This is a genomic window from Microbacterium kyungheense (assembly GCF_006783905.1).
Taxonomy (GTDB): Bacteria; Actinomycetota; Actinomycetes; order Actinomycetales; family Microbacteriaceae; genus Microbacterium; species Microbacterium kyungheense.
Genome location: NZ_VFPE01000002.1, coordinates 1,142,159 through 1,167,046, shown reverse-complemented (window position 1 = coordinate 1,167,046; position 24,888 = coordinate 1,142,159). Strand labels below are relative to the sequence as shown.

The window sequence follows — 24,888 nt, the reverse complement described above, 5'->3', positions numbered from 1 at the left end:
CAGCGGCCGCTGCTACGCCGCGATCGGGGTGTACGACAGCAGCCGCAGGCCGTCGCGCTCCACCACGAAACGGTGCGCCGACGCGTTGCCGATCCGCTCGCCGACGAGCGGGAGCGTGTCGCCGCTCGCGTGCCGGATGAGTTCGCCGATGAGACCGCCGTGCGACACGGCGACGACCGGTACGTCCGTCGGGGCGGTGACGCGGCGTGCGTCGCGGGCGATGCGGCGCAGGGCGTCGAGGCCGCGGGCGCGCAGCAGCGCGCGGTCCTCTTCGCCATCGGCCGGCGGCTGACCGGGACCGCCGTGGTGCGCACGGTAGTCGGCCACCAGCATCCCCTCGGCCGCTCCGTAGCGGCGCTCGCGCAGCTCCGGGTACAGGATCGGCGCATCGGCGTCGAGCACGGCGGCGATGATCCGCGCCGTCTCGTGCGCGCGCTGCAGATCGCTGGAGACGACGATCGGCGTCACCCCGCGACGCTCGAACTCGGCCGCGAGCACGTCGGCCGCTGCGCGCGCCTGCGCCCGGCCGGTGTCGTTCAGCGGGATGTCCGTCGCGCCCTGGATGCGTCGCTCGAGGTTCCAGTCGGTCTCGCCGTGGCGGATCAGGGTCAGCGAAGTCACCGTTCGACCCTATCGGCGCCGGATGACGGCAACCCCTGAATCAGCCGAGTGCGGGACGCTTCTATGTCTTGTCAAGGTTGCTTCAATTGCGACCGAGTGGGGAGGAGTCAGTGAAGAGGCGGCCACCCGGACGGGAAAGGTGCGGGTCGGCAATGTCTGGTCGTGCTTAGCCTTCGTCGGAAGCGAACCACGTCTGGGTGCGCGGCGTCGTGCGCAGCCTGATGGAATCGGCGAGTTCCGGCGCGGGCAGATTTCCGGGGACCTCTGGGAGCTGCGAGTGAGAAATGAGAGGGCTCTGCGTCCAGAAGGCGCGACTCGCGTCGCGGTCCTCGGATGCGTAGCTGGCTGCCAGCACCCAGCGCTCGCCGTCGTTCGAAAAAACCTCCTCGATGAGGGTCGACGTTGGCTGATGCACGCTGTGCGTGATCAGCCAACGCCGACCGTCGGCAGTGACGGCCTCAGCTGCGGTGAGTCGTTCCATCACTGCTTCACTGCTTAGAACTCGCTGTAGCCGCAGTTGAACCAGCTGATGCTGGCGACCGAACGATGCCACGACCAGAGGTAGCCGCCCGTCGTCTCACCGCGATGATAGGTCGTATATGCCCGGGTGCGACCGTCCGCCGTATTGCAGTGCGCATAGACGTTGGTCCCGGTGGACATCGCTGACGTCCAGGCGGTGTAATGCCGATCTGAGTACTGCTTCCAACCGGTGATTGACTCGGTGATGGGCGCGTGCCGCTCAAATTGCCACTGCAACCGGTAGGTAGGCATGGGGCCGTTTTCACAAATCGCGCCCACGTAACCCTGAATCTGGCCCCCACTGCGTCGCGGATCCTGAGACACGGGCTCGCAATACCAGTTGGCAAGTGCGCCAACCTCGGAATTCGTTGTTGCGGCCTGAAGCGACTCCGGACCGTCCCACTCTTCCACCACGGGCCCAGGCAGGGCAGCGTCGTCTACGCCGGGGCCAACGAAGAGTCTCAATTCGTGCGTTTCCGCGTCTTCCACGAGCTTCCAGGGAGATTCGACTCGATGACCTCAGTCTTGCCATCGATCGTGACCTCCCTCTTCTCCGGTACCGGGGCACTGGTGGATTCATCGGGCGGGCTGGTGGTGGAATCGTCGGTAGCTGCGAATGCGGGCGAAGGCACCGCGAGTCCCGCGATCATAAGAACCGCGATAGCTGACTTGCGAAGGCGCATAGATATCCCATCTCTAGAGCGAGTCGGGAATAGAGCGCAGTGGTTGCGCTTCACTTGTGGAATGTTTACAGCACGATCCGATAAACACACAAGCAGAACTTCGGACGCTCCCGCCGGGGGACGTGCGTCGTCCCGCCCGAGAGGATGGACACACTTGGCGGTGGAGGTCGAGGTTATTCCCCCTCCGACGGCGAGAGCGTAGCGGGGTGGTGGCGGCTCCGTTCCTGTCGTTCGCTTTTGCAGACTCCGCTCTCCGCTGCGCTCCGAGCTGCGCTTAGCATCGCTCACTCCGGCACTGCGTCGCCCCCGCCCCGCTTGTTCAGCCGATTGTCGGAGCGAGGGTGGAGTCCGAGACGGTCGCCTCGGGTGCGTGGTCGTGGAGGGCGTTGAGGGTTCGGTAGAGGTGGCGAGCGAGGTAGCGCTTGATGCAGCGGCGAACTTCGGATCGGGTGCGGCCTTCGGCCAGGCGCCTCTCCAGGTAGGCCTTGGTGGCGGGATGACGGCTCATCCTGGTGATCGCGATCACGTGGAGCGCCTTGTTGAGTCGTCGGTCTCCGCCGCGGTTGAGGCGGTGCCGGGTGGTGTTGCCGCTGGATGCGGGGATGGGGTTCACGCCGGCGAGGGAGGCGAACGCAGCGTCGTTGCGGACCCTGCCGGGGTGTGACCATGCGGTGAGGATGACCGCGGCGGTATATGCACCGACGCCTATCTCCTCCAGCAGCGGCGCGGCGGGGCTCGCGGTGATGAGCTCGCTGAGCCGGGCATGGTTCGCCGTCAGAGCATGGTGCAGCTCCAGGATCCGGCGCGCCAGGCGGATCGCTTCTTCTCGTGCGATGGCGGTCGCGAGCGGTTCGGTCCGGTGATGCCATCGTGATACCTGCCCGAACTGCTCCATCGTGAGCGGCTTGCGAGCGTCGATGCCGAGGTCGTTGGCGCGCAGGAGCGCGATGAGGGCGTTGATGTTCATCGTCTTCTCACCAGTCATCTGGTCGCGGGCGGCGATCAGCACGCGCAACGCTTGACGTGTCCCGTCGTCGGCGCGCGGACGACGCAACCGGTCCTCCTCCACCGGCAGAACAGCGGTGGCGATCGCGCGTGCGTCCAACGGGTCCGACTTCCCGACACCGTGCCGGGCCTTCGCGTTCATCCGGGGTGCTTCGACCACCTCGTAGCCGCTCGCGGCCGCGGTGCGGGCCAGCCCGGCCCCATAGGTGGCAACGCCTTCGATCGCCCAGAGCGTCGCGGCGTCACCCCCCCCCCCGTCAGTCGGCCGGCCCAGCCGATCGCGCGGGCGATGCCTGGCGGGGTAGTCGGAAACTGCTGGGTGCCCAGCAGTTGCCCGGATGCCGTTTGGATGACGGCATAGGTGTGTGTCTTCGCGTGGGTGTCCACGCCGATGACGAATGGATGGGAGTGCGCGACGATTGTCATGGCGGATCGGTCCTTCCTAGATGGAACACGGGCTCGGCCGCGCGACGGCCGGCGCCGGCTGGGAGGAAGTCACTTCGAGGCATCACTGTGACGGGCCACAACCCCCGGAGGGGTGGAGCAGGCTTCTAATCAGGCCATCGAGGTGGGCCGGGAGGCGCCGGCCGTCCTCGCCAGGACGGACATGTCGAAAGCAAGGCCCTCGAAGGGCCAACGGCATAACGAGTCACGACCAGACGAAGACGGCCAGCACCACCTAGCCAGCCAGTCCCAGACCAGCCACGTCAAGACTCACAGTCAGCCGAGAGGCGGCAGCGCGTCGGCGAACGCCTGCAGCACCTCGCTGGTGCCCGCGTCGATCTTGACCGTGGCGCGGGCGTCGGCGCGCGTGACGCCGCGGTTGACGATCACGACGGGAAGGCGTCGGCGCCGCGCCCGCTCGAGCAGGCGGATGCCGGAGTTCACCACGAGCGACGAGCCCGCGATCACGAGCGCCTGGCTCGTGTGGACGAGCTGCTCGGCCTCGCGGAACTTCGCGGCGGGGATGAACTCGCCGAAGAACACGACGTCGGGTTTGAGCACACCGCCGCAGACGGTGCACTCGGGGATCACGAAGCCCTCGGTGGTCTCGGGCAGCACGTCGCCGTCCGGCCCCAGCGGAACATCGGCCGGGACGCGGATCCACGGGTTGTCGTCCTCGACGCGGCGGGCCAGGTCGCGGCGGTCGAACACCTGGCCGCAATGCGTGCAGAACACGCGGCGCATGGTGCCGTGCAGCTCGACCACGCGGCGGCTGCCTGCGCGCACGTGCAGCCCGTCGACATTCTGGGTGACGACGCCGGTGGCCACGCCGCGGCTCTCCAGCGCGGCGACGGCGCGGTGGCCGGGGTTCGGCTCGGCGGCGGCGAACGCCTTCCAGCCGAGGTGGCTGCCCACCCAGTAGCGGCGGCGGGCCGCCTCGCTCGACATGAACTGCTCCGCGGTCATCGGCGTGCGCACGGGGGCGCCCTCGCCGCGGTAGTCGGGGATGCCCGAGTCGGTCGAGACGCCGGCTCCGGTCAGCACCGCGATGCGCCGGCCCGACAGCTCCGAGACCGCTGCGGCCACGGCATCCGTCGTCCTCGCGTCGAAATCGGTCGCGATCGTCGTCACGGCGCACCCCCTTCGGGTCGAGTGTAGGCCTCGCGGTTTTCGGGCATGTTACGGAGCGGGCCCGCGCGTGCCAGGATGTGCCCGTGGGCGGCTTCGGCGGGGTGAGCGCAGAGGGCTACGCGGCGTTCATGGGACGGTTCTCCACGCCGTTGGCGGTGGAGTTCGCCGATCTCGGCCTCGACGGCGTCCCTGCGGCAGCACGCGTGCTCGACGTCGGGAGCGGACCCGGGATGCTGACGCTCGAGCTCGCCCGTCGACGCGGGGCGGAGTCGCTCGCGGCCGTCGACCCCGAACCGGTGTTCGTCGCGGCGACGGCGCAGGCGTGTCACGGAGTCGATGCGCGCGTCGCCACCGCCGAGGACCTGCCGTTCGCGGACGCCGCGTTCGGCGCCGCCCTCGCGCAGCTCGTCGTTCATTTCATGACCGATCCGGTGCGCGGCGTCGCCGAGATGGCGCGGGTCACGACGTCGGGCGGCCGGGTGGGCGCGTGCGTGTGGGACCACGGCGGGGGCAGCGGACCGCTGTCGGCATTCTGGCGCGTCGCGACCGTGCTCGACCCCGACGTGCGCACCGAGTCGGCATTGAACGGCGCCTCGGAGGGGCAGCTCGTCGACATCTTCGAGCGGGCGGGGCTCCACGACGTGACGCAGTCGGTCGTGGAGTGCACGGTCTCGTTCCGTGACTTCGACGACTGGTGGACGCCGTTCCTGGGCGGTGTCGGACCCGCCGGCCGATACGTCGCGACGCTCGACGCCGCGGCGGTCGCACGCCTGGAAGGCGCCCTGCGCGACGACATCGGCGACGGGCCGTTCGCGATCACCGCGCGCGCCTGGGCGGCGGTCGGTCTCGCCGGCTGAGCGCTGCGCCGTGGGACGATGGACGGCGATGCCTGCGCTCCACATCACCGACGCCTCCGACGACCGCCTCGCCGACTACCGCGACCTCACCGACGTCGCCCTGCGGCGCGTCCTGGAGCCCGACGGCGGCCTGTACATCGCCGAGTCCGCGAAGGTCATCGCCCGCGCCCTCGCCGCGGGGCACCGTCCCCGCTCGGTCCTCGTGCAGGAGAAGTGGCTGGCCGACATCGAGGACCTGGTGGATGCCGTCACGCCGGTGTACGTCGTGAGCCCCGAGATCGCCGAGTCGCTGACCGGTTACGCGGTGCACCGCGGAGCCCTGGCGGCGATGCACCGGCCGCCCCTGCCCTCCGTCGCCGACGTCGTCGCCGACGCCCGGCTCGTCGTCGTGCTCGAAGACATCGTCGACCACACGAACGTGGGCGCCATCTTCCGTGCCGCCGCCGGGCTCGGCGCGGACGCCGTGCTGGTCGGCCCGCGCTGCGCCGACCCCCTCTACCGGCGCAGCGTGCGCGTCAGCATGGGCACGGTGTTCCAGGTGCCGTGGACGCGACTGCCGGAGTGGTCCGAGGCGCGCGGCGTGCTGCACGAGGCCGGTTTCGAGCTGGCTGCCCTCGCGCTCGCCGACGATGCGGTTTCGCTCGACGCGTTCAGCGCGCACCGGCCGGACCGGGTCGCGCTGATGCTCGGCGCCGAGGGCGACGGGCTCTCGCGCCGCGCCCTCGAAGCCGCGGACACGGTGGTCACGATCCCGATGGCGGGCGGCGTGGACTCGCTCAACGTGGCCGCGGCGAGCGCCGTCGCGCTGTGGGAGCTGCGCTCGCGCTGACTCCGGCCTGTGGGCTCAGGCGCCGGGACGGACCGTCAGCTCGGTGAGCTCGGCGTCGCGCGGCAGGTCCAGCGCGGCGAGGATCGTCGCCGCGACCGAGGCCGGGTCGATCCAGCGGGCGGCGTCGTACGCCGCTCCCTCCTGCTGGTGCACCTTCTCTTGCATCGGGGTCGCCGTGCGCCCGGGGTAGACGGTCGTCACGCGCACGCCGTTGCCGCGCTCCTCTTCGCGCAGGGCGTCGGCGATGGCCCGCACGGCGAACTTGCTGGCGGCGTACGAGCCCCATTCGGGGCTCACCCGCAGGCCGGCGCCGGAGTTCACGAACACGACGTGTCCTCGCGCGGTGCGCAGCGCGGGCAGCATGAGCCGCGTGAGCTCCGCCGGCGCGACGGCGTTGACGTTGAGCTGCTGCTGCCACGTCGCGACGGGCGTCTCGCCGACGGGACCGAGCTCGACGATGCCGGCGACGTGGATCAGCGCGTCCAGCTGCGGCGGCACGCTCTGGTGGCTGAACGCCCATGACAGGCGAGCGGGGTCGCCGAGGTCGCCGACGAGGGTCTGCGCACCGGGGAACCGCTCGCGCAGCTGCGTGGCGCGCCCGGCGTCACGCGCGAGCAGCCACAGGTCGTCGCCGCGTGCGGCGAGCCTGTCGGCCAGGGCTGCGCCGATGCCCGAGCCGGCGCCGGTGACCAGGTGTGTCGCCATGCGTGCCCGCCTCTCAGGCCTTCTCGCCGCGGTGGGCAGCGGCATCCCGCCCCGGCGCAAGTGTCGTGACCGGCAGCGGATCCGGCCGCTTGGCCGAGATCGTGTCTCCTGACGACTGGTGGCGCAGACGCCGCAGCACCCACGGCACGAGGTACTCGCGGGCCCACACCAGGTCGACCGCACGGGCCTCGCGCCACGTGCGCACCGGCAGCGGGTCGGGCTGCATCGGCTGCAGATCGTTCGGGACGTTCAGCGCGCGCAGCACCATCCTGGCGACCTCGTGGTGTCCGAGCGCGTTGTAGTGCAGGCGGTCGTCGTCGAAGAAGCGCATGTCCTGCACCTCTTTGAGCGCCCACTGGTCGGCGACGATGCAGTCGTACTTGTCGGCGATCGCGCGGATGTTCTCGTTGTAGATGGCCACCTTGCCGCGGATGCCGCGGAACACCGGCGTGAACGCGGTGTCGATGCCCGTGAACACGACGACCGTCGCCCCGCCCTGCGAGAGGCGCACGACGGCGTCCTCGAACAGCTGGGCGACGTGGTCGGGATCGCCGTTGGGGCGGATCACGTCGTTGCCGCCGGCCGAGAACGTGACGAGGTCGGGTTTGAGTGCGATCGCCGGCTCGACCTGCTCCTGCACGATCTGGCCGATGAGGCGCCCGCGGATCGCCAGGTTCGCGTACGCGAAGTCGTCCACCTGCTCCGACAGCACCTCCGCGACGCGGTCCGCCCAGCCGCGCAGCCCGTTCGGCGAAGCGGGCTCGGGGTCGCCGACGCCCTCGGTGAAGGAATCGCCCAGTGCGACGTACCGGCGCCAGGGGTGCGGCTCGACGTTCGGGACGTAGGGACTCCGGTGATCCTCGCGTGCAGGCATGTGGTTCGCGTCCTCCTCGGCTTGTGACCGACAGTCAGGCTATCGCGGCCCGCGGACGGCGCGATCGGATGCCGCCATCCCGCGGCGCCGTGACCCGCGATGTCGTCCGGGTCGTTTATCGTGGTGACTCGTTGTCAACGGGGGAAGGGGTGTTCGGTGACCGACGAATCAGCCGCCTCGCCCCTGCTCGAAGAGCGCCCCGACGTGACGGCACCTGCGCTGAGCGAGGTACGCGAAGACGCGTCCGACCCCCACATCGGATCGTTCGCCGCGGAGCACCTGAGTCCCACGTACCCCCAGCGCGCGCCGTGGGGCACCGCGCAGCGCCTGCGCGCGTGGCAGGCCGAGGCGCTCGACCTGTACTTCTCGCTCGACGGGCCCGACGGCGCGGGCGGGGGTCCGCGCGACTTCCTCGCCGCGGCGACGCCCGGCGCCGGCAAGACGACGTTCGCCCTGCGGCTCGCGAGCGAGCTGCTGCGGCGCCGCATCGTCAACCGCATCGTCGTCGTGGCCCCCACCGAGCACCTCAAGACCCAGTGGGCCGATGCGGCCGCGCGTGTCGGCATCCGGCTCGATCCCGCCTTCAGCAACCGGCACTACGCACCCGCGCGGCAGTACCACGGTGTCGCCGTGACGTACGCGCAGGTCGCCGTGAAGGCGTCGGTGCACCAGCGGCTCACGATGGACGCCAAGACGCTCGTGATCCTCGACGAGGTGCACCACGGCGGCGACGCGCTCAGCTGGGGCGATGCGCTGCGCGAGGCGTACGCCCGGGCGACGCGTCGCCTGCTCCTGAGCGGCACGCCGTTCCGCAGCGACACCGCGCCGATCCCCTTCGTGGAGTACCACCCCGATGCCAAGGGCATCCGCGTCTCGCGCACCGACTACGCCTACGGCTATCGGCGCGCGCTCGAAGACGGCGTCGTGCGCCCCGTGCTGTTCATGGTCTACGCGGGCCACATGCGCTGGCGCACCAAGACCGGCGACGAGATGGAGGCGCAGCTCGGGCAGGACAACACGAAGGACATCACCTCGCAGGCCTGGCGCACCGCGCTCGACCCGGAAGGCGACTGGATCCCCGCGGTACTGCGCTCGGCGGACCGGCGGCTCACCGAGGTTCGCGAGCACGTGCCGGATGCCGGCGGCCTGGTGATCGCGACCGATCAGACCGCCGCGCGCGCCTACGCCGCGATCCTGCACGGGGTCACGGGGGAGCAGCCGACGGTCGTGCTGTCGGACGAGGCCGAGGCTTCGGGGCGGATCGAGGAGTTCTCGAAGTCCACCGCGCGCTGGATGGTGGCGGTGCGCATGGTGTCGGAAGGCGTGGACGTGCCACGGCTCGCCGTCGGCGTGTACGCCACCAGCGCCTCGACGCCGCTGTTCTTCGCACAGGCGATCGGCCGCTTCGTGCGAGCCCGACGCCGTGGCGAGACCGCGAGCGTGTTCCTGCCGAACGTGCCGCAGCTGCTCGCGCTCGCGAACGAGATGGAGGTGCAGCGCGATCACGCGCTGGACCGCGACTCAGACGGCGAGGACGAGTGGAACGCCGAAGAAGACATGATGGACGCGGCCGAGCGCGAGGACAAGGCGTCCGACGCGCTCGAGCAGGAGTTCACGTATCAGGCGCTCGGCTCGCTCGCCCACTTCGACCGCGTGCTGTTCGACGGCAAGGAGTTCGGCCAGCTCGCCGTGCCGGGCACGCCCGAAGAGGAGGAGTTCCTCGGCATCCCCGGTCTGCTCGAGCCCGACCAGGTGCACGAGGTGCTGATGTCGCGCGTGTCGCGCCAGTCCCGGCACCGCTCGGCGCGGGAGGCGCAGGAGCGCGCCGCCGCACCCGAAGAGGAGCCGGCGCTGCCGCAGGCGCTGCACCGCACGCTCAAGGAGCAGCGGCAGCTGCTCAACAGCCTCGTCGGCCTCTATGCCCGTCAGTCCGGCGAGGCGCACGGCCTCGTCCATGCCGAGCTGCGCCGCATCTGCGGCGGCCCCGCGGTGTCGCACGCGACGGTCGCGCAGCTGCAGGCGCGCATCGAAGTGCTCCGCAAGCGCGTCCACTCCTGAGCCGCACGCGGTTCGGAACCCCGAAATGCTGGCAATGTTCGGTTCCGGGTCGGTCCGGCCGCGGGCAGTGACTACCGTTGACGGGTCCCCGATACCCCGACCTGGAGGCCCGAGTGAGCGCGCCCGCCGCACCGACCGACCGTGATCGCCGCCGCTGGGCGCAGTACCTCGTGAACGAGCGCGCCGAGGCGCGCGTCTACCGCGAGCTCGCCGGCCGCCGCGAGGGCGAGGAGCGCGGGATCCTGCTCTCGCTGGCCGAGGCCGAGGGACGCCACGAGGCGCACTGGCTGAGCCTCCTCGGCGGTGAGCCCGCGAAGCTGCCCCGTCCCGACGTCCGCACGAGCCTTCTCGGCACGATGGCGAAGAGCTTCGGCTCGATCTTCGTGCTCGCGCTCGCCCAGAACGCCGAGGCCCGGTCGCCGTACGACGACGAGCCCTTCGCCACGCCGACGATGGCCGCCGACGAGAAGGTCCACCACGAGGTCGTACGCGGCCTGGCCGCGCGTGGCCGGCGACGGCTGTCCGGCACCTTCCGCGCCGCCGTGTTCGGCGCCAACGACGGACTGGTGTCGAACCTCGCACTCGTGATGGGCATCGGCGCGACGGGCGCGAGCAGCCAGTTCGTGCTCTTCAGCGGCGTCGCAGGGCTCCTCGCCGGCGCTCTCTCGATGGGCGCGGGCGAGTTCGTGTCGGTCCGCTCGCAGCGCGAGCTGCTCGCGGCGACCGAGCCCAGCGACTTCGCCGACATCGCGCTGCCTCACCTCGACATCGACGCCAACGAGCTCGCGCTCGTGTACCGGACACGGGGGATGCCCGAGGCCGAGGCGGCCGCGCGCGCCCGGCGCGTCGTCGAGCAGGCGCAGGCCCTCGGGCGCGGCCGCGCCGACAGCGGCCCCATCGACCTCGTGGATCACGGCGAGGTCGTGGGCAGCGCGTGGGGAGCGGCGCTGTCGAGCTTCCTGTTCTTCGCGTCGGGCGCGATCATCGCGGTGCTGCCGTGGATCTTCGGCCTCTCGGGCCTCACCGCCGTCGTGCTGGCGCTCGTGCTCGTCGGCATCGCCCTGATGTCGACCGGCGCCGCCGTGGGCCTCCTGTCGGGCGCCCCACCGCTCAAGCGCGCACTGCGCCAGCTCGCGATCGGCTTCGGCGCCGCCGCCGTCACGTACGTGCTCGGCCTGCTGTTCGGCGTGTCGATGGGGTGACGCGCCCGGGGCGCGCTCGATTCGTTGAACGTGTGGTGACGTGGTAATGTCATTCCTCGGTTGCGAAACCAGAAACCACCTGCGCGGGTGGCGGAATAGGTAGACGCGCTAGCTTGAGGTGCTAGTGCCCGTATAGGGCGTGGGGGTTCAAGTCCCCCCTCGCGCACAGTGAAGAAGGCCCCCGAAAGGGGGCCTTCTTTCGTCCACAAGACCTTCTCTCGTCCACCAGATAGGTTTGCAGGCATGCCCGAAGCCGAACTGCCCGAAGTCGCCGCGGTCGCGAGGGACCTCATCCGCTTCGACACGACCAACCACGGCGGCGGCCGGTCCGCCGGCGAGCGCGAGGCCGCCGAGTACGTCGGCGCCTATCTCGAAGGCCTGGGTCTGACGCCGGAGTTCTACGAGCCGATCCCGCGTCGCACGAACGTGATGGCGCGCGTGCCGGGTCGCAACGGCGACAAGCCGGCACTCGTGCTGCACGGTCACCTCGACGTGGTGCCCGCGATCGCGGAGGACTGGAGCGTCGACCCGTTCGAGGGCGTCGTCAAGGACGGCCTGCTGTGGGGCCGCGGCGCCGTCGACATGAAGGACATGGACGCCATGATCCTCACGTCGGTCGCCGACCTGCTGCGCGCCGGCGAACAGCCCGAGCGCGATCTCGTGCTCGCGTTCTTCGCCGACGAGGAGAACGGCGGCGTCGAGGGGTCGGCTCTCGTCGTCGAGAACCGCCCGGAGTGGTTCGCCGGCGCCACCGAGGCGATCAGCGAGGTCGGCGGCTACTCGATCCCGATCGGCGACCACCACGCGTACCTGCTGCAGGTGGGTGAGAAGGCGCTCATCTGGATCCGCCTCGTCGCACGCGGCCGTGCCGCGCACGGCTCCAGCTTCCACGCGCACAACGCCGTGACGCGCCTCGCCGAGGCCGTGGCGGCCCTCGGCCGCACGGCGTGGCCGGTGACCCTCACCGACGCCACCCGCGAGATGACCGAGCGCCTCGCCGAGCTCACCGGGCAGGGCTCGGACGACCCCGATGCGATCGCCGCGGCGACGGGTGCGGCATCCGGATTCCTCCGCTCGACGCTGCGCACCACGACCAACCCCACGGGCCTCGTCGCCGGCTACAAGCACAACGTGATCCCCGACCGTGCCGAGGCGCTCGTGGACGTCCGGGTGCTGCCGGGCACCGAAGAGGCGGCCCTCGCCGACATCCGCCGCATCGTGGGAGACGGCGTCGACGTCGAGATCGTCCACCAGGACATCGGCCTCGAAGTCCCGTTCTCGGGCGATCTCGTCGACGCGATGGTCGGCGCGCTGGGCCGCCACGATCCGGGTGCTCCGGTGATCCCGTACCTCATGGGCGGCGGCACCGACAACAAGGCCCTCGCGGCTCTCGGCATCTCGGGCTACGGCTTCGCGCCGCTGCGCCTGCCGTCCGATCTCGACTTCACCGGCATGTTCCACGGCGTCGACGAGCGCGTGCCGATCGACGCGCTCGTGTTCGGGCAGGCCGTGCTGACGGACATGCTGCGCACGTACTGATACCGAGTGGATGCCGCCGGCCGCGGCATCCCTCCGCCCCACTGTCACCGCACGGCTGAAAGGCGCCCATGCTTCTCGAGGCGATCATCCTGGGACTGGTCCAGGGTCTGACCGAGTTCCTCCCGATCTCATCGAGCGCGCATCTGCGCATCCTGGGGGAGTTCCTGCCCGGCGCGCAGGACCCCGGCGCCGCCTTCACCGCGATCACCCAGATCGGCACCGAGGCCGCCGTCGTCGTGTTCTTCTGGCGCGACATCGTCCGCATCATCGGGCACTGGTTCCGTGCGCTGTTCGGCAGGATCCCTCGCAACGATCCCGACGCCAAGCTGGGCTGGCTGATCATCATCGGCTCCATCCCGATCGTCGTGCTCGGCATCCTGTTCCAGGACCAGATCGAGACCGTGCTGCGGTCGCTGTGGATCACCGCGGGGATGCTGATCTTCTTCGGCGTGCTGCTGGGGATCGCCGACCACTACGGCGCCAAGAAGCGCAAGCTCGAGGACATCACGGTCGGCCACGGCGTGATCTACGGGTTCGCGCAGGCGCTGGCGCTCATCCCGGGCGTGTCACGCTCGGGCGGCACCATCACTGCGGGTCTGTTCATGGGCTACGAGCGGGCGGCCGCCGCACGCTACGCCTTCCTGCTGGCGATCCCCGCCGTGTTCGGCAGCGGGTTCTTCCAGCTGTTCAAGAGCCTCGACGAGCCGGGCGTGTTCACGCTGGGCGAGACCGCCGTCGCCACCGGTGTCGCCTTCGTGGTGGCCCTCGGCGTGATCGCGTTCTTCATGAACTGGATCTCGAAGCACAGCTTCCTGCCGTTCGTGGTCTACCGCGTCGCGGTGGGCTCGACGCTGCTCGTGCTCCTGAGCCTGGGCGTCATCAGCGCCTGAGCCGGCACCCGGTCCCTGAGCCGGCGTCCGGTCCCTGAGCCCGCATCCGGTCCCTGAGCCTGTCGAAGGGCTCAGCGGCCGGGGGAGCGCGGGTCGTCGCGGCCGGGCTTCTGCGGCCCGTCGCCGGGGCGGCCGTCGGTGCGGCGGAGGTAGCGCTCGAACTCCTGCGCGATGGCGTCGCCGGACGCCTCGGGGGAGTCCCACGTGTCGCGGGTGCGCTCGAGCTGGCGGATGTACTCCGTCATCTCTTCGTCGTCGGCGGCGGCCGCGTCGATGGTCGCCTCCCACGTCGCCGCCTCGGTCGCGAGGTCGCCGCGCGGCACCGAAGCGCCCGTGAGGTCTTCGAGCTTGTCGAGGAGAGCGAGCGTCGCCTTCGGAGACGGCGTGTGGCCGGCGACGTAATGCGGCACGCTGGCCCACAGGCTCGCGGTGGGGATGCCGGCGCGCTCTGCGGCGTCGCCCAGCACGCTGAGGATGCCGACCGGGCCCTCGTACGTGCTGCGCTCGAGCTCCAGTGAGCTGCGCAGCAGTTCGTTGTCGCTGCCTGCGAACACCGAGATCGGGCGGGTGTGCGGCACGTCCGACATCATCGACCCGATCGCGACCATGCCCGTGATGTCTTCGCGCAGCGCCACGTCGATGAGTTCGGACGAGAAGGCCTGCCACGCGCGGGCCGGCTCGACGCCGGTGAGGAGCCACAGCTGGGTGCCGCCGCGCGTGGTGCGGGCGGGGCGCAGGAGCGTGGCCTCGGGCCAGCGCAGCGACCGGCGGCCCTCGCCGTCGGTCTCGACGCTCGGGCGCGTGTACTGGTAGTCGAAGTACAGCTCGGGATCGACCGAGAACACCGGCTCGTACGAGCCCGCTTCCCGCAGGTGCGCGATGGCGGACGACGCGGCTTCGCCCGCGTCGTTCCACCCGTCGAACGCGGCGACGAGCACCCGGCGACCCAGTCCGTCCACGAGACCCCTTCCACCCGCAGCGGCTGCGGGGTTCCCTCCAGGATAGGCCTCCCGTCCCCCAGGGGGTCGGAGGCCCTGTGGGAGGATTGTGCGGTGAATGCACCTCGTCTCGCCGCCGTCCTGTGGGACATGGACGGAACCCTCGTCGACACCGAGCCGTACTGGATGGCCGCCGAGACCCCGCTCATCGAGAGCTACGGCGGATCGTGGTCGCACGAGCAGGCACTGGGCCTCGTCGGTCTCGGACTCGAGGACTCCGCGCGCATCCTCCAGGGCGCGGGGGTGCGCATGAGCACCGATGCGATCATCGACCACCTGACAAGTGAGGTGATGCGCCAACTCGCCGAGACCGGCATCCCGTTCCGTCCGGGCGCGCGCGAGCTGCTCGCGGACCTGCGCGCCGCGGGGGTCAAGACCGGTCTCGTCACGATGTCGATGCGCCGGATGGCCGACACCGTCGTCGACCTCATCGACTTCGAGGCGTTCGACGTGATCGTCGCCGGCGACGACGCGACGCGTCCGAAGCCGTTCCCCGACCCGTACCTGCAGGCGTGCGAAGCGCTCGGAGTGGCGCCGGACCAGGTCGTCGCCATCGAGGATTCGCCCAACGGGCTGCGCTCGGCCGTAGCCTCCGGCGCGGCGGTGATCGGAGTGCCGCTCATGGTGTCGCTCGCCGGCGCGGGCGCCCACACGATCTGGGAGACGCTCGACGGCCGTACGGCCGACGACGTCGCCGCCTTCCATCAGTCCCACCGCGCACGTGCGCGCGTGAGCGAGACCGCCACCGCCGAGGAGAACGCGCGATGACCGACGAGAACACCCGACCCAGCGGCCCGTTCCGCTTCGGGGACCGCGTGCAGCTGACCGGGCCCAAGGCCCGCCTGCACACGATCACGCTGCGCGCGGGCGGTGAGCTCCACACCCACCACGGCGTGCTCAAGCACGAGCAGCTCGTCGGCCAGCCGGACGGCTCCGTCGTCGCCAACAGCGGCGGTCACGAATACCTCGCGCTCCGCCCGCTGCTGCGCGACTTCGTCATGTCGATGCCGCGGGGCGCGGCGATCGTGTACCCGAAGGATGCAGCGCAGATCCTCGCTGAGGCCGACATCTTCCCGGGGGCCACCGTCGTCGAGGCCGGCGTCGGGTCTGGCGCGCTTTCGCTCTGGCTGCTGCGCGCGATCGGGGCCGAGGGGCGCCTGGTGTCCTTCGAGCGCCGCGACGACTTCGCGGCCGTCGCGAAGGCCAACGTCGAGACGTTCACCGGCGCCGCCCCCGCGAACTGGGACGTCGTCGTGGGCGATCTCGCCACCGAGCTGCCGCAGACGGTGGCGGCGGCATCCGTCGACCGCGTCGTGCTCGACATGCTGGCGCCGTGGGAGTGCATCGACGTCGTCGCCGATGCGCTCACGCCCGGCGGGGTCGTGGTCTGCTACGTCGCGACCGCGACGCAGCTGAGCCGCGTCGCCGAGTACATCCGCGCCACGGGACTGTTCACCGAGCCCGACGCGAACGAGACGATGGTGCGCGGCTGGCACGTCGAGGGCCTGGCCGTCCGGCCCGACCACCGCATGGTCGCGCACACCGGCTTCCTGGTGTGGGCGCGCCGGCTCGCCCCCGGCGCCGTGCCGCCCGAGGTGAAGCGCCGCGCGTCGAAGTCGAGCTACGGCGACGAGGACGTGGAGCTCTGGACTCCCGGCGCAGTCGGGGACCGCCAGATCACCGACAAGAACCTGCGCAAGCGTGTGCGCGAGGCCGAGCGCGCCGCCGAGGGCGCGCGTCTGGCCGCCGCCGACGCCCAGGGCGAGGCGGCCCGGCATGACGACGGTGGAACGGAAGAGGCTGGGCGCACCGCCTAGACTGTTCCGGTGCGCAAGATCCCCGTTGCCCTCGTCGTCCTGGGCCTGGTGACCGTCGGCCTCACCGGTTGCTCGTTGCAGACCGTGTCGGCCCCGGACTGCTCCCGGGCATCGGTGTCGAATCCCGACGTTATGAAGCTCATCGAGGTGACGGGCGACACCGACAGCGAGCCGAAGGTCGACGTGTACACGCCGCTGCACGCCTCGCACCTCGGCTACGAGGACGTAGTGACCGGCGACGGCACCGCCATCACCTCGAACGACCAGCTCATGGTGATGGACGTGTCGCTCTTCGACGGCACGACGGGCGATCCCATCGTCGCCACCGCGTACGACGGGGACCTCTCGCGCGTCACGTCGCCGTCCCAGTGGGCGACCAATTTCCCCGGCTTCGAGACCGCGCTGCACTGCGCGACCGAGGGTTCGCGGGTCGCGGTCGCGCTGTCGCCCGACGACCTGGCCGAGGGCATCGCGGCGAGCTTCAAGATCGACGAGGACGACTCGGTCGTGGCGGTGCTCGACATCCACAAGGTCTACCTGCCGTCGGCCACGGGGCAGCTGCAGTTCAACAGCGGCTTCGGCCTGCCCAGCGTCGTTCGCGCCCCCGACGGGCGCCCCGGCATCACGATCCCGACCGGCACCCCCGCGCCGACCGACCTCGTGGTCCAGACGCTCATCAAGGGCGACGGCGAGAAGGTCACCGGCGACCAGCCGGTGCGCGTGCACTACACGGGCGTCGTGTGGGGAGCCGACGAGTCCTTCGACAGCACCTGGGACGGATCGGCCGCCTCCGTCACGCTCGACGGCGTCGTGCCCGGGTTCGCCAAGGCGCTCGAAGGACAGACCGTCGGATCGCAGGTGATGGTCGTGATCCCGCCCGACCAGGGCTACGGCGACAAGGAGCAGGCGTCGATCCCGGCGAACTCGACGCTCGTGTTCGTGATCGACATCCTCGGCCTGGACGCCGAGGCGCCCACGACCGACGAAGGCTGACCGCGCGCGTCCGAGACCAGGCTCCGGCACGGCCATAGGATAGGCGGGTGCCTGCCACCGCCGCCGCGAAGATCCCGCCCGAGGAGCGTCTGCTCAACCTCGTGGTGGCCCTCATCGCGACCGATCAGGGCCTGACCAAGGACACGATCCTCACCTCGGTGGCGGGCTACCGCGAGCAGAGCGAGGCGGGCGCGTCGAAGGATGCGCTCGAGAAGATGTTCGAGCGCGACAAGGAGTCGCTGCGAGGCCTGGGCGTCCCGATCGAGACGATCGGCGACTGGGCCGACCCCGACGATCTGCGCGAGGCGCGCTATCGCGTGCCGAGCGCGGAGTACGAGCTGCCCGAGGACATCGATTTCACCCCGGCCGAGCTCGCCCTGCTGACGCTCGCCGGGGGAGTGTGGAGCGAGAGCTCGATGTCGGACGACGCGCGCAGCGGGCTGCGCAAGATCCGCGCGCTCGGCGATCTCGTCGACGAGCCCATCATCGGCTTCTCCCCGCAGCTGAACCCGCGGGACCCCGCGTTCCCGGCGCTGCATCAGGCGATCGACGCCAGCCGCGTGGTGACCTTCCCGTACCTCAAACCCGGCGAGAGCGCACCGCGCACCCGTCGCATCCAGCCGCTGGCGCTCGTCGAGTACGAGGCGCGCTGGCACGTCTTCGGCATCGACCTCGACGCGCAGGCGGACCGCACGTTCCTGCTCTCACGCATCGTCGGACCGGTGGTGACCGGGCGCGGCTCGTTCGACCCCGCCCTGCGCGAGGGCGCCGGTGAGCGCGCACTCGCGGGCCTCGAGGCCGTCGCGGCCCGCAACAGCGCCCTGCTCGAGGTCAATCCCGGTACCGAGGCGGCGCTCCGGCTCGCCCGACGGGCGACCCCGGCCGAGCAGGGCATCCGCGTCGCGTACGTGGACGTGCACATCTTCGCCGACGAGCTCGCCTCGTACGGGCCAGAGGTGCGCGTCGTCGAGCCGGCCGATCTGCGTGATCGCGTGATCGATCGGCTCGCCGCCACCCGTGACGCCCACGGGGGTGTCGCATGAGTCCCCGTCCGCTGGTGGCGACCGACCGCGCCGCCCTCATGCTCCAGCTCGTGCCATACCTCATCGGCAAGGGCGAGGTGTCGCTGGAAGAGGCCGCGGCCGAGTTCGACGTCACTCCCGCCCAGATGCGTTCGATGGTCGAGAAGCTGACGGTCATCGGCCTGCCCGGCGATCGCGGCTACTGGCAGATGGCGAACGACCTGTTCGACATCGACTGGGACCTCCTCGACGAGCGGGATCTCATCGTCATCACCAACGCCGTCGGGCTGGAGCGCGCTCCGAAGCTCACCGCCCGCGAAGCGGCGGCGCTCCTGGCCGGCCTGCAGCTGGCGCGCTCGATCCCGGGGGTCGGAGACACCGAGCTGTACGCCGGCCTGCTGGCCAAGCTCGCGCGCGGTGCGTCCGCCACTCCCGCGGAGGTCATCCTCGCCCCCGAGCCCGTCGACACGGTGCGCGACCTCGTCGCCGACGCCCTGCGGCGGCACGTGGCCGTCTCGTTCACCTACAAGGCTCCGGATGCCGGTCCCACGACCCGCACCGTCGACCCGGTGAAGGTGCACATCGCCAGTGGCCAGTGGTACCTGCAGGGATGGTGCCATCTGCGCGAGGCGATGCGCACGTTCCACCTCGACCGCGTGAGCGACCTCGAGCTGACCGGGATCCGCAGCACCCATTCCGAGGAGCCCGCCCCGGCCTGGTTCGACACCGACGCGGGCGAGCTCGTCGCCCGCGTGCGGTTCCCCGAGGCCGCGGCGCCCCTGCTCGGCGACTACCTCGATCGCGCGGTGCTCGACACGACCGACGGCGTGACGATCGCCACGATGCGCGTCGCCGACGAGCTGAGCCTGCGCCGGCTGGCGGCACGCCGTAGCGGCGTCGTCGAGGTGCTCGAACCGGCGGCGGCGCGCCGCGCGGTCGCCGAGTGGGCCGAAGCCGGACTCGCGCAGTACCGCTGATACAGTCCCCAGGGGCACACACAGGGGGTTACACTGAATGCGACCCCGCCGAAAGGAATCCGATCATGCTGCAGGGCCTCACAGGATGGCACTTCCTGATCATCCTCGCGGTGATCCTCCTCCTGTTCGGCGCGGCGAAGCTGCCGGCGCTGGCGAAGAGCATGGGACAGTCCGCTCGCGTGTTCAAGGGCGAGATGAAGGCGATGAAGGACGACGACACGACCCGCACGGGTGCCGCAACGCCCACGGACGCCACCGTGACGTCTGCGGAGTCGCCGGTGAGCGACGCCCGCACCGACACGGGCACGTCAGAGTCCAAGTCCTGAACTCCTCGTGGTAACGGCGGGAACGCCGCGCGTGTTCGACGAACCCAACGCGCCCAAGCGTGACAAGCGGATGTCGCTCGCGCAGCATCTCGTCGAGCTGCGCAAGCGGCTGATGTACGCGGCGCTGGCCCTTGTCGTCGGCATGATCGTCGCCTATTTCCTGACCGACCCGATCATCCACCTCATCACGGAGCCGATCCGCATCGTCGCGGCCTCCGAGGGGAATGAAGACAAGGTCGAACTGATGTACGCGACCATCACCGGTCCGTTCGACATGCGACTGCGCATCTCGTTCGCGATCGGCATCCTGATCTCGGCGCCCATCTGGATCTGGCAGATCTGGGCGTTCATCATGCCCGGACTGACGCGCAAAGAGATCAGGTACACCGTCGGGTTCATGGCCTCGGCGATCCCGCTCTTCTTCGCAGGCTGCTACGTGGGACTGCTCATCATGCCTCACGTCGTGGAGCTGATGGCGCAGTTCACCCCGGAAGGCGCCGCCCAGTTCTACGACGCGCTGCTGTACTACGACTTCGTCTTCAAGCTGCTGGTGGTCGTCGGCGTCTCGTTCGTGCTGCCCGTCTTCCTCGTGGCGCTGAACCTCGCGGGTGTCATCTCCGGTCGAGGGATCCTGAAGGGGTGGCGCGTCGCCGTCCTGATCGCCACGGCGTTCGCCGCGCTGGCGACCCCGGCAGCGGACGTCGTCAGCATGCTCATGCTGGCGGGCATCCTCGTGGTGCTCTTCTTCGCAGCCGCGGGTCTGTCGATGCTGTTCGACCGCCGCAAGGCGAAGCGCACGTCGACGCTGCTGCCGCCCGAGGTGTCGTGAGCGATCCCGGCCCCGCCGAGCGCTATGCGCGCGCGAGCGACTCGGCGCGCCACAGCCGCAGCCATCCGCTCACGGCCGCGTTCGCGGCATCCCAGCCGTTCGAGCTCGACCCGTTCCAGCTGGAGGGATGCCGCGCCCTCGAAGAGGGCCGGAGCGTCCTGGTCGCCGCGCCCACGGGGGCGGGCAAGACGATCGTCGGCGAGTTCGCCGTGCATCTGGCGATGCGCGAGCCGGATGACAAGGCGTTCTACACGACGCCGATGAAGGCGCTGTCCAACCAGAAGTTCCGCGAGCTGCAGGAGGTGTATGGCCCCGACGAGGTCGGGCTGCTCACCGGCGACACGAACATCAACGGCAATGCGCGGGTGGTGGTCATGACGACCGAGGTCCTGCGCAACATGCTGTACGCCGATTCGCCGGCGCTGCGCGGCCTGCGGTACGTCGTCATGGACGAGGTGCACTACCTCGCCGACCGGTTCCGCGGCGCGGTCTGGGAAGAGGTCATCATCCACCTCGCGCCGAGTGTCAAGCTCGTCTCGCTGTCGGCGACCGTGTCCAACGCCGAGGAGTTCGGGGACTGGCTCGACACCGTCCGCGGGGACACCGAGGTGATCGTGTCCGAGACGCGGCCGGTGCCGCTGGAGCAGCACGTGCTCGTGCGCGGCGACCTGCTGCCCCTCTTCGACGACCGCGCCGGCGTCGCCACCGCGCAGGTGAACCAGGAGCTGATGCGGATCCGCTCGGTCAAGGGCTCCAACTTCGACAACAACCGCCGCGTGCAGGCATCCAACAGCGCCCGCCACGCCGGGTACGAGGCATCCCGTCGTCGTCCGAACCGCGGCATGAAGCGCCCGGTGCGCTCCGCGAACGTGCAGCGCATCGAACGCCTCGACCGGCCGGACGTCGTGGAGCTGCTGCGGCGCGCCAACCTGCTGCCCGCGATCTTCTTCATCTTCAGCCGCGTCGGATGCGACGCCGCCGTGCAGCAGGTGCGCCGGTCCGGCGTGCGGCTGACGACGCCCGACGAGCGGCGCGAGATCCGCGAGGTGATCGAGGAGCGCACGCGCACGCTGCAGGAGGAGGACCTCGCCGTCCTGGGCTTCTGGGAGTGGCGCGAGAACCTCGAGCGCGGGGTCGCATCGCACCACGCCGGACTGCTGCCGGCGTTCAAGGAAGTGGTCGAGGAGCTTTTTCAGCGCAAGCTCGTGAAGGTCGTGTTCGCCACCGAGACGCTCGCTCTCGGCATCAACATGCCCGCGCGCACCGTCGTGCTGGAGAAGCTCGAGAAGTTCAACGGCGAGGCCCGCGTCGCCATCACGTCGGGGGAGTATACGCAGCTCACCGGACGCGCGGGGCGCCGCGGCATCGACGTCGAGGGGCACGCGGTCATCCAGTGGACCGAGGGGCTCGACCCGCAGGCGGTCGCGGCACTGGCGTCGCGCCGCACGTATCCGCTCAACTCCAGCTTCCGGCCGACGTACAACATGGCCGTGAACCTGATCGACCAGTTCGGCCGGGCGAAGGCCCGCGAGATCCTGGAATCGTCGTTCGCCCAGTTCCAGGCTGACCGGGCGGTCGTCGGGATCGCGCGGCAGGTGCGCGAGCTGGAGGAGTCGCTCGCCGGCTATGCCAAGGCCATGACGTGCGACCGCGGCGACTTCCCCGAGTACTCCCGCATCCGCCGTGAGCTCAGCGACCTCGAGAAGACCAACCGCAAGGACGCCAACGCGTCGCGCCGCACGCGCGATGAGCGTCAGCGCCAGATCGCGAGCCTGCGCAAGCAGATGCAGCGGCATCCGTGCCACTCGTGCCCGGACCGTGAGCACCACGCCCGCTGGGCCGAGCGCTACTGGCGCATGAAGCGCGACGTCGACAAGCTGCGCCGCCAGATCGAGACGCGCACCGGCACGGTCGCGCGCATCTTCGACCGCGTCGTCGATGTGCTCGGCGCCCTGGAGTACGTGACGGTCTCGGACGACGGGGTGACGACGCTCACCCCGTCCGGTCGCACGATGCGCCGGATCTACGGCGAGCGCGACCTGCTCGTCGCGGAATCGCTGCGTCGCGGCATCTGGAAGGATCTGGATGCCGCCTCGCTGGCCGCTCTCGCCTGTGCCCTGGTCTACGAGCCGCGGCGGGACGACGGCGGTCCGGGGGAGCGCGGTCTGCCGCGGGGCGCGTTCCGGGCGGCCTTCGACGCGACGCTGACGCTGTGGCAGGAGCTCGACGACCTGGAGCAGGCGCATCGGCTGCCCGGATCGGAGCCGGTCGCCGCGGGTCTGTCCGCCGCCATGCACACGTGGGCACGGGGTGGCTCACTCGACCGCGTGCTCATCGAGGCCGACATGGCCGCGGGGGACTTCGTGCGATGGGCGAAGCAGACGATCGATCTGCTCGACCAGCTGTCGATCGTCGCCGATCAGCCCATCGCCGGCACGGCGCGCAAGGCGCTGGATGCCGTGCGGCGCGGCATCGTCGCGTACTCCGGCGTGTAGGCGGCTCGCTTAGGCTGGGAGCCGTGCCCGACGCGCGACCCCGCCCCGTCCTTCCGCGCCCGCTGCTTCCCCTCTGGGCCGCGCTCATCGCGGCGGCCGCCGGCGGTCTGGCCCTGACGACGGCGTTCCCCGCGCTGGCGTGGTGGCCCATGGTGTTCGTCGCGATCCCGCTGACCCTCGTGAGCCTCATCGGGCGCCGCGCGTGGAGCGCGGTGCTCGTCGGATTCGTCTTCGGACTCGCGTTCTTCCTCGTGAACGTGTCGTTCACCGCCCGCTACCTCGGACCCGTGCCGTGGCTCGCGCTGTCGATCCTGGAGGCGGCGCTCACGGCCGCAGCGGCGGTGCCCATCGCCCTCGCCTACCGGTGGCTGCCCCGGGTGCGCAACGGTGCATGGGCGCGTCTGGTGGCGTTGCCGGCCCTCGTGGCGGCGCTGTGGGTGCTGCGCGAGCAGCTGCTGGGCACCTGGCCGTACGGCGGGTTCCCCTGGGGCCGCGTAGGCATCACCCAGGCCGACAGCCCGCTGGCGCCCGTCGCCTCGTGGGTGGGAGTCGCGGGGCTCTCGTTCCTCATCGTGATGGCCTGCGCGTCCGCGGTCGAATGGGCACGCCTGGGCCGCTTCCGCGACTGGCGAACGCCGCTGCCGGCGCTCCTCCTCGTCGTGCTGCTGGTCGCCCTGCCGCAGTTCCCGACGACGGATGCCGGAACCATGCGCGTCGCCGCGGTCCAGGGCAACGGTCCCGCCGGATACTTCGACGAGCGCGGACGCAACGATGTGCTGAACGCCCAGCTGCAGGCGACGGCACCGCTGTTCGGCGAGGACGTCGACGTGCTCCTGTGGCCCGAGGGCGGCGTCGACTCCGACCCGACGATGAACGAGAGCACGGCGCGCACGCTCGACAGCCTGGCCGCTCGCATGGACGCGCCGCTCATCGTGGCAGCCGTGACGCAGCGCGGGGACGAGTACTTCAACTCGTCGCTGCTGTGGGAGCAGGATGCCGACAACCCGGTCGACGTGTACGACAAGCGGCATCCCGTCCCGTTCGGGGAGTGGGTGCCCGATCGTGCGTTCTACCGGATGTTCGCGCCCGATCTCATCGACCTGATCCAGCGCGAGTACACGCCGGGCGGAGCGCGGCCCTACTTCGACGTCGACGGGGTGGGCGTCGGCCTCGCGATCTGCTTCGACGTCATCTACGACGACGTGATCTGGGACGGCGCGCAGGACGGCGCCGAGGTGTTCATGTTCCAGACGAACAACGCAGACTTCCGCGGCACGGACGAGAACCTCCAGCAGCTCGCGTTCGCGCGCATGCGCGCTGTCGAGACCGGACGCGCCGTGGTCAACATCTCGACCGTCGGGACGAGCCAGATCATCGCGCCCGACGGTTCCGAGATCGCCGGCATCCCCGCGGACACCGCCGGGCACATGCTCGAAGACGTGCCGCTGCGCACTGGCCTCACGCCTGCGGTGTTCGCCGGCGGCGCCATCCAGCTGCTGCTGGTGTGGGGCGGCATCATCGGGCTGCTGTACGTCGGGGTGGCGGGTCGCCGCAACGCGAAAGCGCCGGCCCCCGAGGGGACCGGCGTCGCTGATGTCGACTGAGCGTCAGGCCGTGAGCTTCGCGGCGTCTTCGCCGCCGCGGCGGGCCCGCAGGTAGGCGAGGCGCTCTTCGAGGAGCTCTTCGAGTTCGGGGATGGTGCGGCGCTCCAGGAGCATGTCCCAGTGGCTGCGGGGGGTCTTGTCGCCCGAGTGGTCGACGGTGGCCGTGCCTTCGCCGACGCGAAGCAGCGCCTCGGCTCCACAGGTGCGGCACTCCCACGCCGGGGGAACCTCGGCGTCGGCCGCGAAAGTCAGGGTCGTGTCACGTCCACAGGTCGAACACGTGTAGATGTGCTGTGCACGCTCATGGAACACGACGCCCTCTTCGCTCTGTAGGCTCTGGGCGCCGAGTCGGATGCCGCGCAGGCTGCGGTCTGCCATTTTGTGGTCCTCTCGTCGCTGTACAGGTATAACGAAGCGACCTGTGCGGATCATCCGAAGCAGCCGGGTTCAACGACCTTTCACAGTGGATG

Annotated in this window: 23 protein-coding genes, 1 tRNA gene and 1 pseudogene; 16 read left to right on the top strand and 9 right to left on the bottom strand. The window is 70.5% G+C overall.

Annotation, left to right across the window (positions count from 1 at the left end):
- Positions 1 to 12: 12 nt before the first annotated feature.
- The 5 genes and pseudogenes from FB391_RS12270 to FB391_RS12250 all read right to left on the bottom strand — a co-directional run bounded on the left by FB391_RS12270 (position 13) and on the right by FB391_RS12250 (position 4,403).
- Positions 13 to 621 (bottom strand): histidine phosphatase family protein, encoded by a 609-nt coding sequence (locus FB391_RS12270; protein ID WP_141894630.1) that lies wholly within the window; start codon positions 619 to 621, stop codon positions 13 to 15.
- A gap of 166 nt (positions 622 to 787) precedes the next feature.
- Positions 788 to 1,102, bottom strand: coding sequence for a hypothetical protein (locus FB391_RS12265; protein ID WP_141894629.1), 315 nt, complete (start codon positions 1,100 to 1,102; stop codon positions 788 to 790).
- Between the two features lie 14 nt (positions 1,103 to 1,116).
- Positions 1,117 to 1,629 carry a hypothetical protein gene (locus FB391_RS12260; RefSeq protein ID WP_141894628.1) on the bottom strand — a complete coding sequence of 171 codons (513 nt, stop codon included), beginning with the start codon at positions 1,627 to 1,629 and terminating at the stop codon, positions 1,117 to 1,119.
- A gap of 513 nt (positions 1,630 to 2,142) precedes the next feature.
- Positions 2,143 to 3,254, bottom strand: a pseudogene (locus FB391_RS12255) (IS110 family RNA-guided transposase).
- Between the two features lie 294 nt (positions 3,255 to 3,548).
- Positions 3,549 to 4,403, bottom strand: a complete 855-nt coding sequence (locus FB391_RS12250; protein ID WP_425462950.1) for a Sir2 family NAD-dependent protein deacetylase — start codon at positions 4,401 to 4,403, stop codon at positions 3,549 to 3,551.
- 83 nt (positions 4,404 to 4,486) lie between these two features.
- Here FB391_RS12250 and FB391_RS12245 point away from each other — a divergent pair, with 83 nt between their 5' ends.
- On the top strand, positions 4,487 to 5,260 hold the full coding sequence (locus FB391_RS12245) for a class I SAM-dependent methyltransferase (protein WP_246093475.1): 774 nt from the start codon (positions 4,487 to 4,489) through the stop codon (positions 5,258 to 5,260).
- Between the two features lie 28 nt (positions 5,261 to 5,288).
- The gene (locus FB391_RS12240; protein ID WP_141894627.1) at positions 5,289 to 6,089 is read left to right on the top strand and encodes a TrmH family RNA methyltransferase; all 801 of its coding nucleotides are present in this window, start codon (positions 5,289 to 5,291) and stop codon (positions 6,087 to 6,089) included.
- A 15-nt stretch (positions 6,090 to 6,104) separates the two neighbouring features.
- Here FB391_RS12240 and FB391_RS12235 read toward each other — a convergent pair whose 3' ends face one another.
- Both FB391_RS12235 and FB391_RS12230 read right to left on the bottom strand, forming a co-directional pair.
- Positions 6,105 to 6,794, bottom strand: coding sequence for an SDR family oxidoreductase (locus tag FB391_RS12235; RefSeq protein WP_141894626.1), 690 nt, complete (start codon positions 6,792 to 6,794; stop codon positions 6,105 to 6,107).
- Between the two features lie 13 nt (positions 6,795 to 6,807).
- Positions 6,808 to 7,668 (bottom strand): SGNH/GDSL hydrolase family protein, encoded by an 861-nt coding sequence (locus tag FB391_RS12230; RefSeq protein ID WP_141894625.1) that lies wholly within the window; start codon positions 7,666 to 7,668, stop codon positions 6,808 to 6,810.
- 219 nt (positions 7,669 to 7,887) lie between these two features.
- Here FB391_RS12230 and FB391_RS12225 point away from each other — a divergent pair, with 219 nt between their 5' ends.
- The 5 genes from FB391_RS12225 (at position 7,888) to FB391_RS12205 (ending at position 13,357) form a co-directional block, all read left to right on the top strand.
- Positions 7,888 to 9,726, top strand: a complete 1,839-nt coding sequence (locus FB391_RS12225) for a DEAD/DEAH box helicase (RefSeq protein ID WP_141894751.1) — start codon at positions 7,888 to 7,890, stop codon at positions 9,724 to 9,726.
- A 113-nt stretch (positions 9,727 to 9,839) separates the two neighbouring features.
- Positions 9,840 to 10,928, top strand: coding sequence for a VIT1/CCC1 transporter family protein (locus FB391_RS12220; RefSeq protein WP_141894624.1), 1,089 nt, complete (start codon positions 9,840 to 9,842; stop codon positions 10,926 to 10,928).
- A gap of 81 nt (positions 10,929 to 11,009) precedes the next feature.
- A tRNA-Leu gene (locus tag FB391_RS12215) sits at positions 11,010 to 11,094 on the top strand.
- A 77-nt stretch (positions 11,095 to 11,171) separates the two neighbouring features.
- A complete protein-coding gene (locus FB391_RS12210; RefSeq protein WP_141894623.1) occupies positions 11,172 to 12,467 on the top strand; it encodes a M20/M25/M40 family metallo-hydrolase in 1,296 nt (431 codons plus the stop codon).
- A gap of 68 nt (positions 12,468 to 12,535) precedes the next feature.
- A complete protein-coding gene (locus tag FB391_RS12205) occupies positions 12,536 to 13,357 on the top strand; it encodes an undecaprenyl-diphosphate phosphatase (protein ID WP_141894622.1) in 822 nt (273 codons plus the stop codon).
- A 71-nt stretch (positions 13,358 to 13,428) separates the two neighbouring features.
- Here FB391_RS12205 and FB391_RS12200 read toward each other — a convergent pair whose 3' ends face one another.
- Complete coding sequence (locus FB391_RS12200) at positions 13,429 to 14,316, bottom strand: PAC2 family protein (RefSeq protein WP_141894621.1); 888 nt, start codon at positions 14,314 to 14,316, stop codon at positions 13,429 to 13,431.
- A gap of 93 nt (positions 14,317 to 14,409) precedes the next feature.
- Here FB391_RS12200 and FB391_RS12195 point away from each other — a divergent pair, with 93 nt between their 5' ends.
- From FB391_RS12195 to lnt, 9 genes are all read left to right on the top strand, one after another.
- The gene (locus FB391_RS12195) at positions 14,410 to 15,123 is read left to right on the top strand and encodes an HAD family hydrolase (protein ID WP_141894620.1); all 714 of its coding nucleotides are present in this window, start codon (positions 14,410 to 14,412) and stop codon (positions 15,121 to 15,123) included.
- On the top strand, positions 15,120 to 16,172 hold the full coding sequence (locus FB391_RS12190; RefSeq protein ID WP_141894619.1) for a tRNA (adenine-N1)-methyltransferase: 1,053 nt from the start codon (positions 15,120 to 15,122) through the stop codon (positions 16,170 to 16,172). Before FB391_RS12195 ends, FB391_RS12190 begins: the two co-directional genes overlap by 4 nt.
- A gap of 9 nt (positions 16,173 to 16,181) precedes the next feature.
- On the top strand, positions 16,182 to 17,165 hold the full coding sequence (locus FB391_RS12185; RefSeq protein ID WP_141894618.1) for an FKBP-type peptidyl-prolyl cis-trans isomerase: 984 nt from the start codon (positions 16,182 to 16,184) through the stop codon (positions 17,163 to 17,165).
- A gap of 47 nt (positions 17,166 to 17,212) precedes the next feature.
- Complete coding sequence (locus FB391_RS12180) at positions 17,213 to 18,208, top strand: helix-turn-helix transcriptional regulator (RefSeq protein WP_141894617.1); 996 nt, start codon at positions 17,213 to 17,215, stop codon at positions 18,206 to 18,208.
- On the top strand, positions 18,205 to 19,164 hold the full coding sequence (locus FB391_RS12175) for a helix-turn-helix transcriptional regulator (RefSeq protein ID WP_141894616.1): 960 nt from the start codon (positions 18,205 to 18,207) through the stop codon (positions 19,162 to 19,164). The genes FB391_RS12180 and FB391_RS12175 overlap by 4 nt, the downstream gene beginning before the upstream one ends.
- Before the next feature lie 65 nt (positions 19,165 to 19,229).
- Positions 19,230 to 19,490 (top strand): Sec-independent protein translocase subunit TatA, encoded by a 261-nt coding sequence (gene tatA / locus FB391_RS12170; protein WP_141894615.1) that lies wholly within the window; start codon positions 19,230 to 19,232, stop codon positions 19,488 to 19,490.
- 70 nt (positions 19,491 to 19,560) lie between these two features.
- Positions 19,561 to 20,319 carry a twin-arginine translocase subunit TatC gene (gene tatC / locus FB391_RS12165; protein ID WP_141894750.1) on the top strand — a complete coding sequence of 253 codons (759 nt, stop codon included), beginning with the start codon at positions 19,561 to 19,563 and terminating at the stop codon, positions 20,317 to 20,319.
- Entirely contained in the window at positions 20,316 to 22,814 is a 2,499-nt protein-coding gene (locus FB391_RS12160) for a DEAD/DEAH box helicase (RefSeq protein WP_141894614.1), read from the top strand. The genes tatC and FB391_RS12160 overlap by 4 nt, the downstream gene beginning before the upstream one ends.
- A gap of 23 nt (positions 22,815 to 22,837) precedes the next feature.
- Positions 22,838 to 24,418: an apolipoprotein N-acyltransferase gene (lnt, locus tag FB391_RS12155; RefSeq protein ID WP_141894613.1), complete on the top strand. Its 1,581-nt coding sequence runs from the start codon at positions 22,838 to 22,840 to the stop codon at positions 24,416 to 24,418.
- A 3-nt stretch (positions 24,419 to 24,421) separates the two neighbouring features.
- On the opposite strand, the gene FB391_RS12150 is transcribed toward lnt, so the two are convergent.
- On the bottom strand, positions 24,422 to 24,796 hold the full coding sequence (locus FB391_RS12150; protein WP_141894612.1) for an RNA polymerase-binding protein RbpA: 375 nt from the start codon (positions 24,794 to 24,796) through the stop codon (positions 24,422 to 24,424).
- Positions 24,797 to 24,888 lie beyond the last annotated feature (92 nt).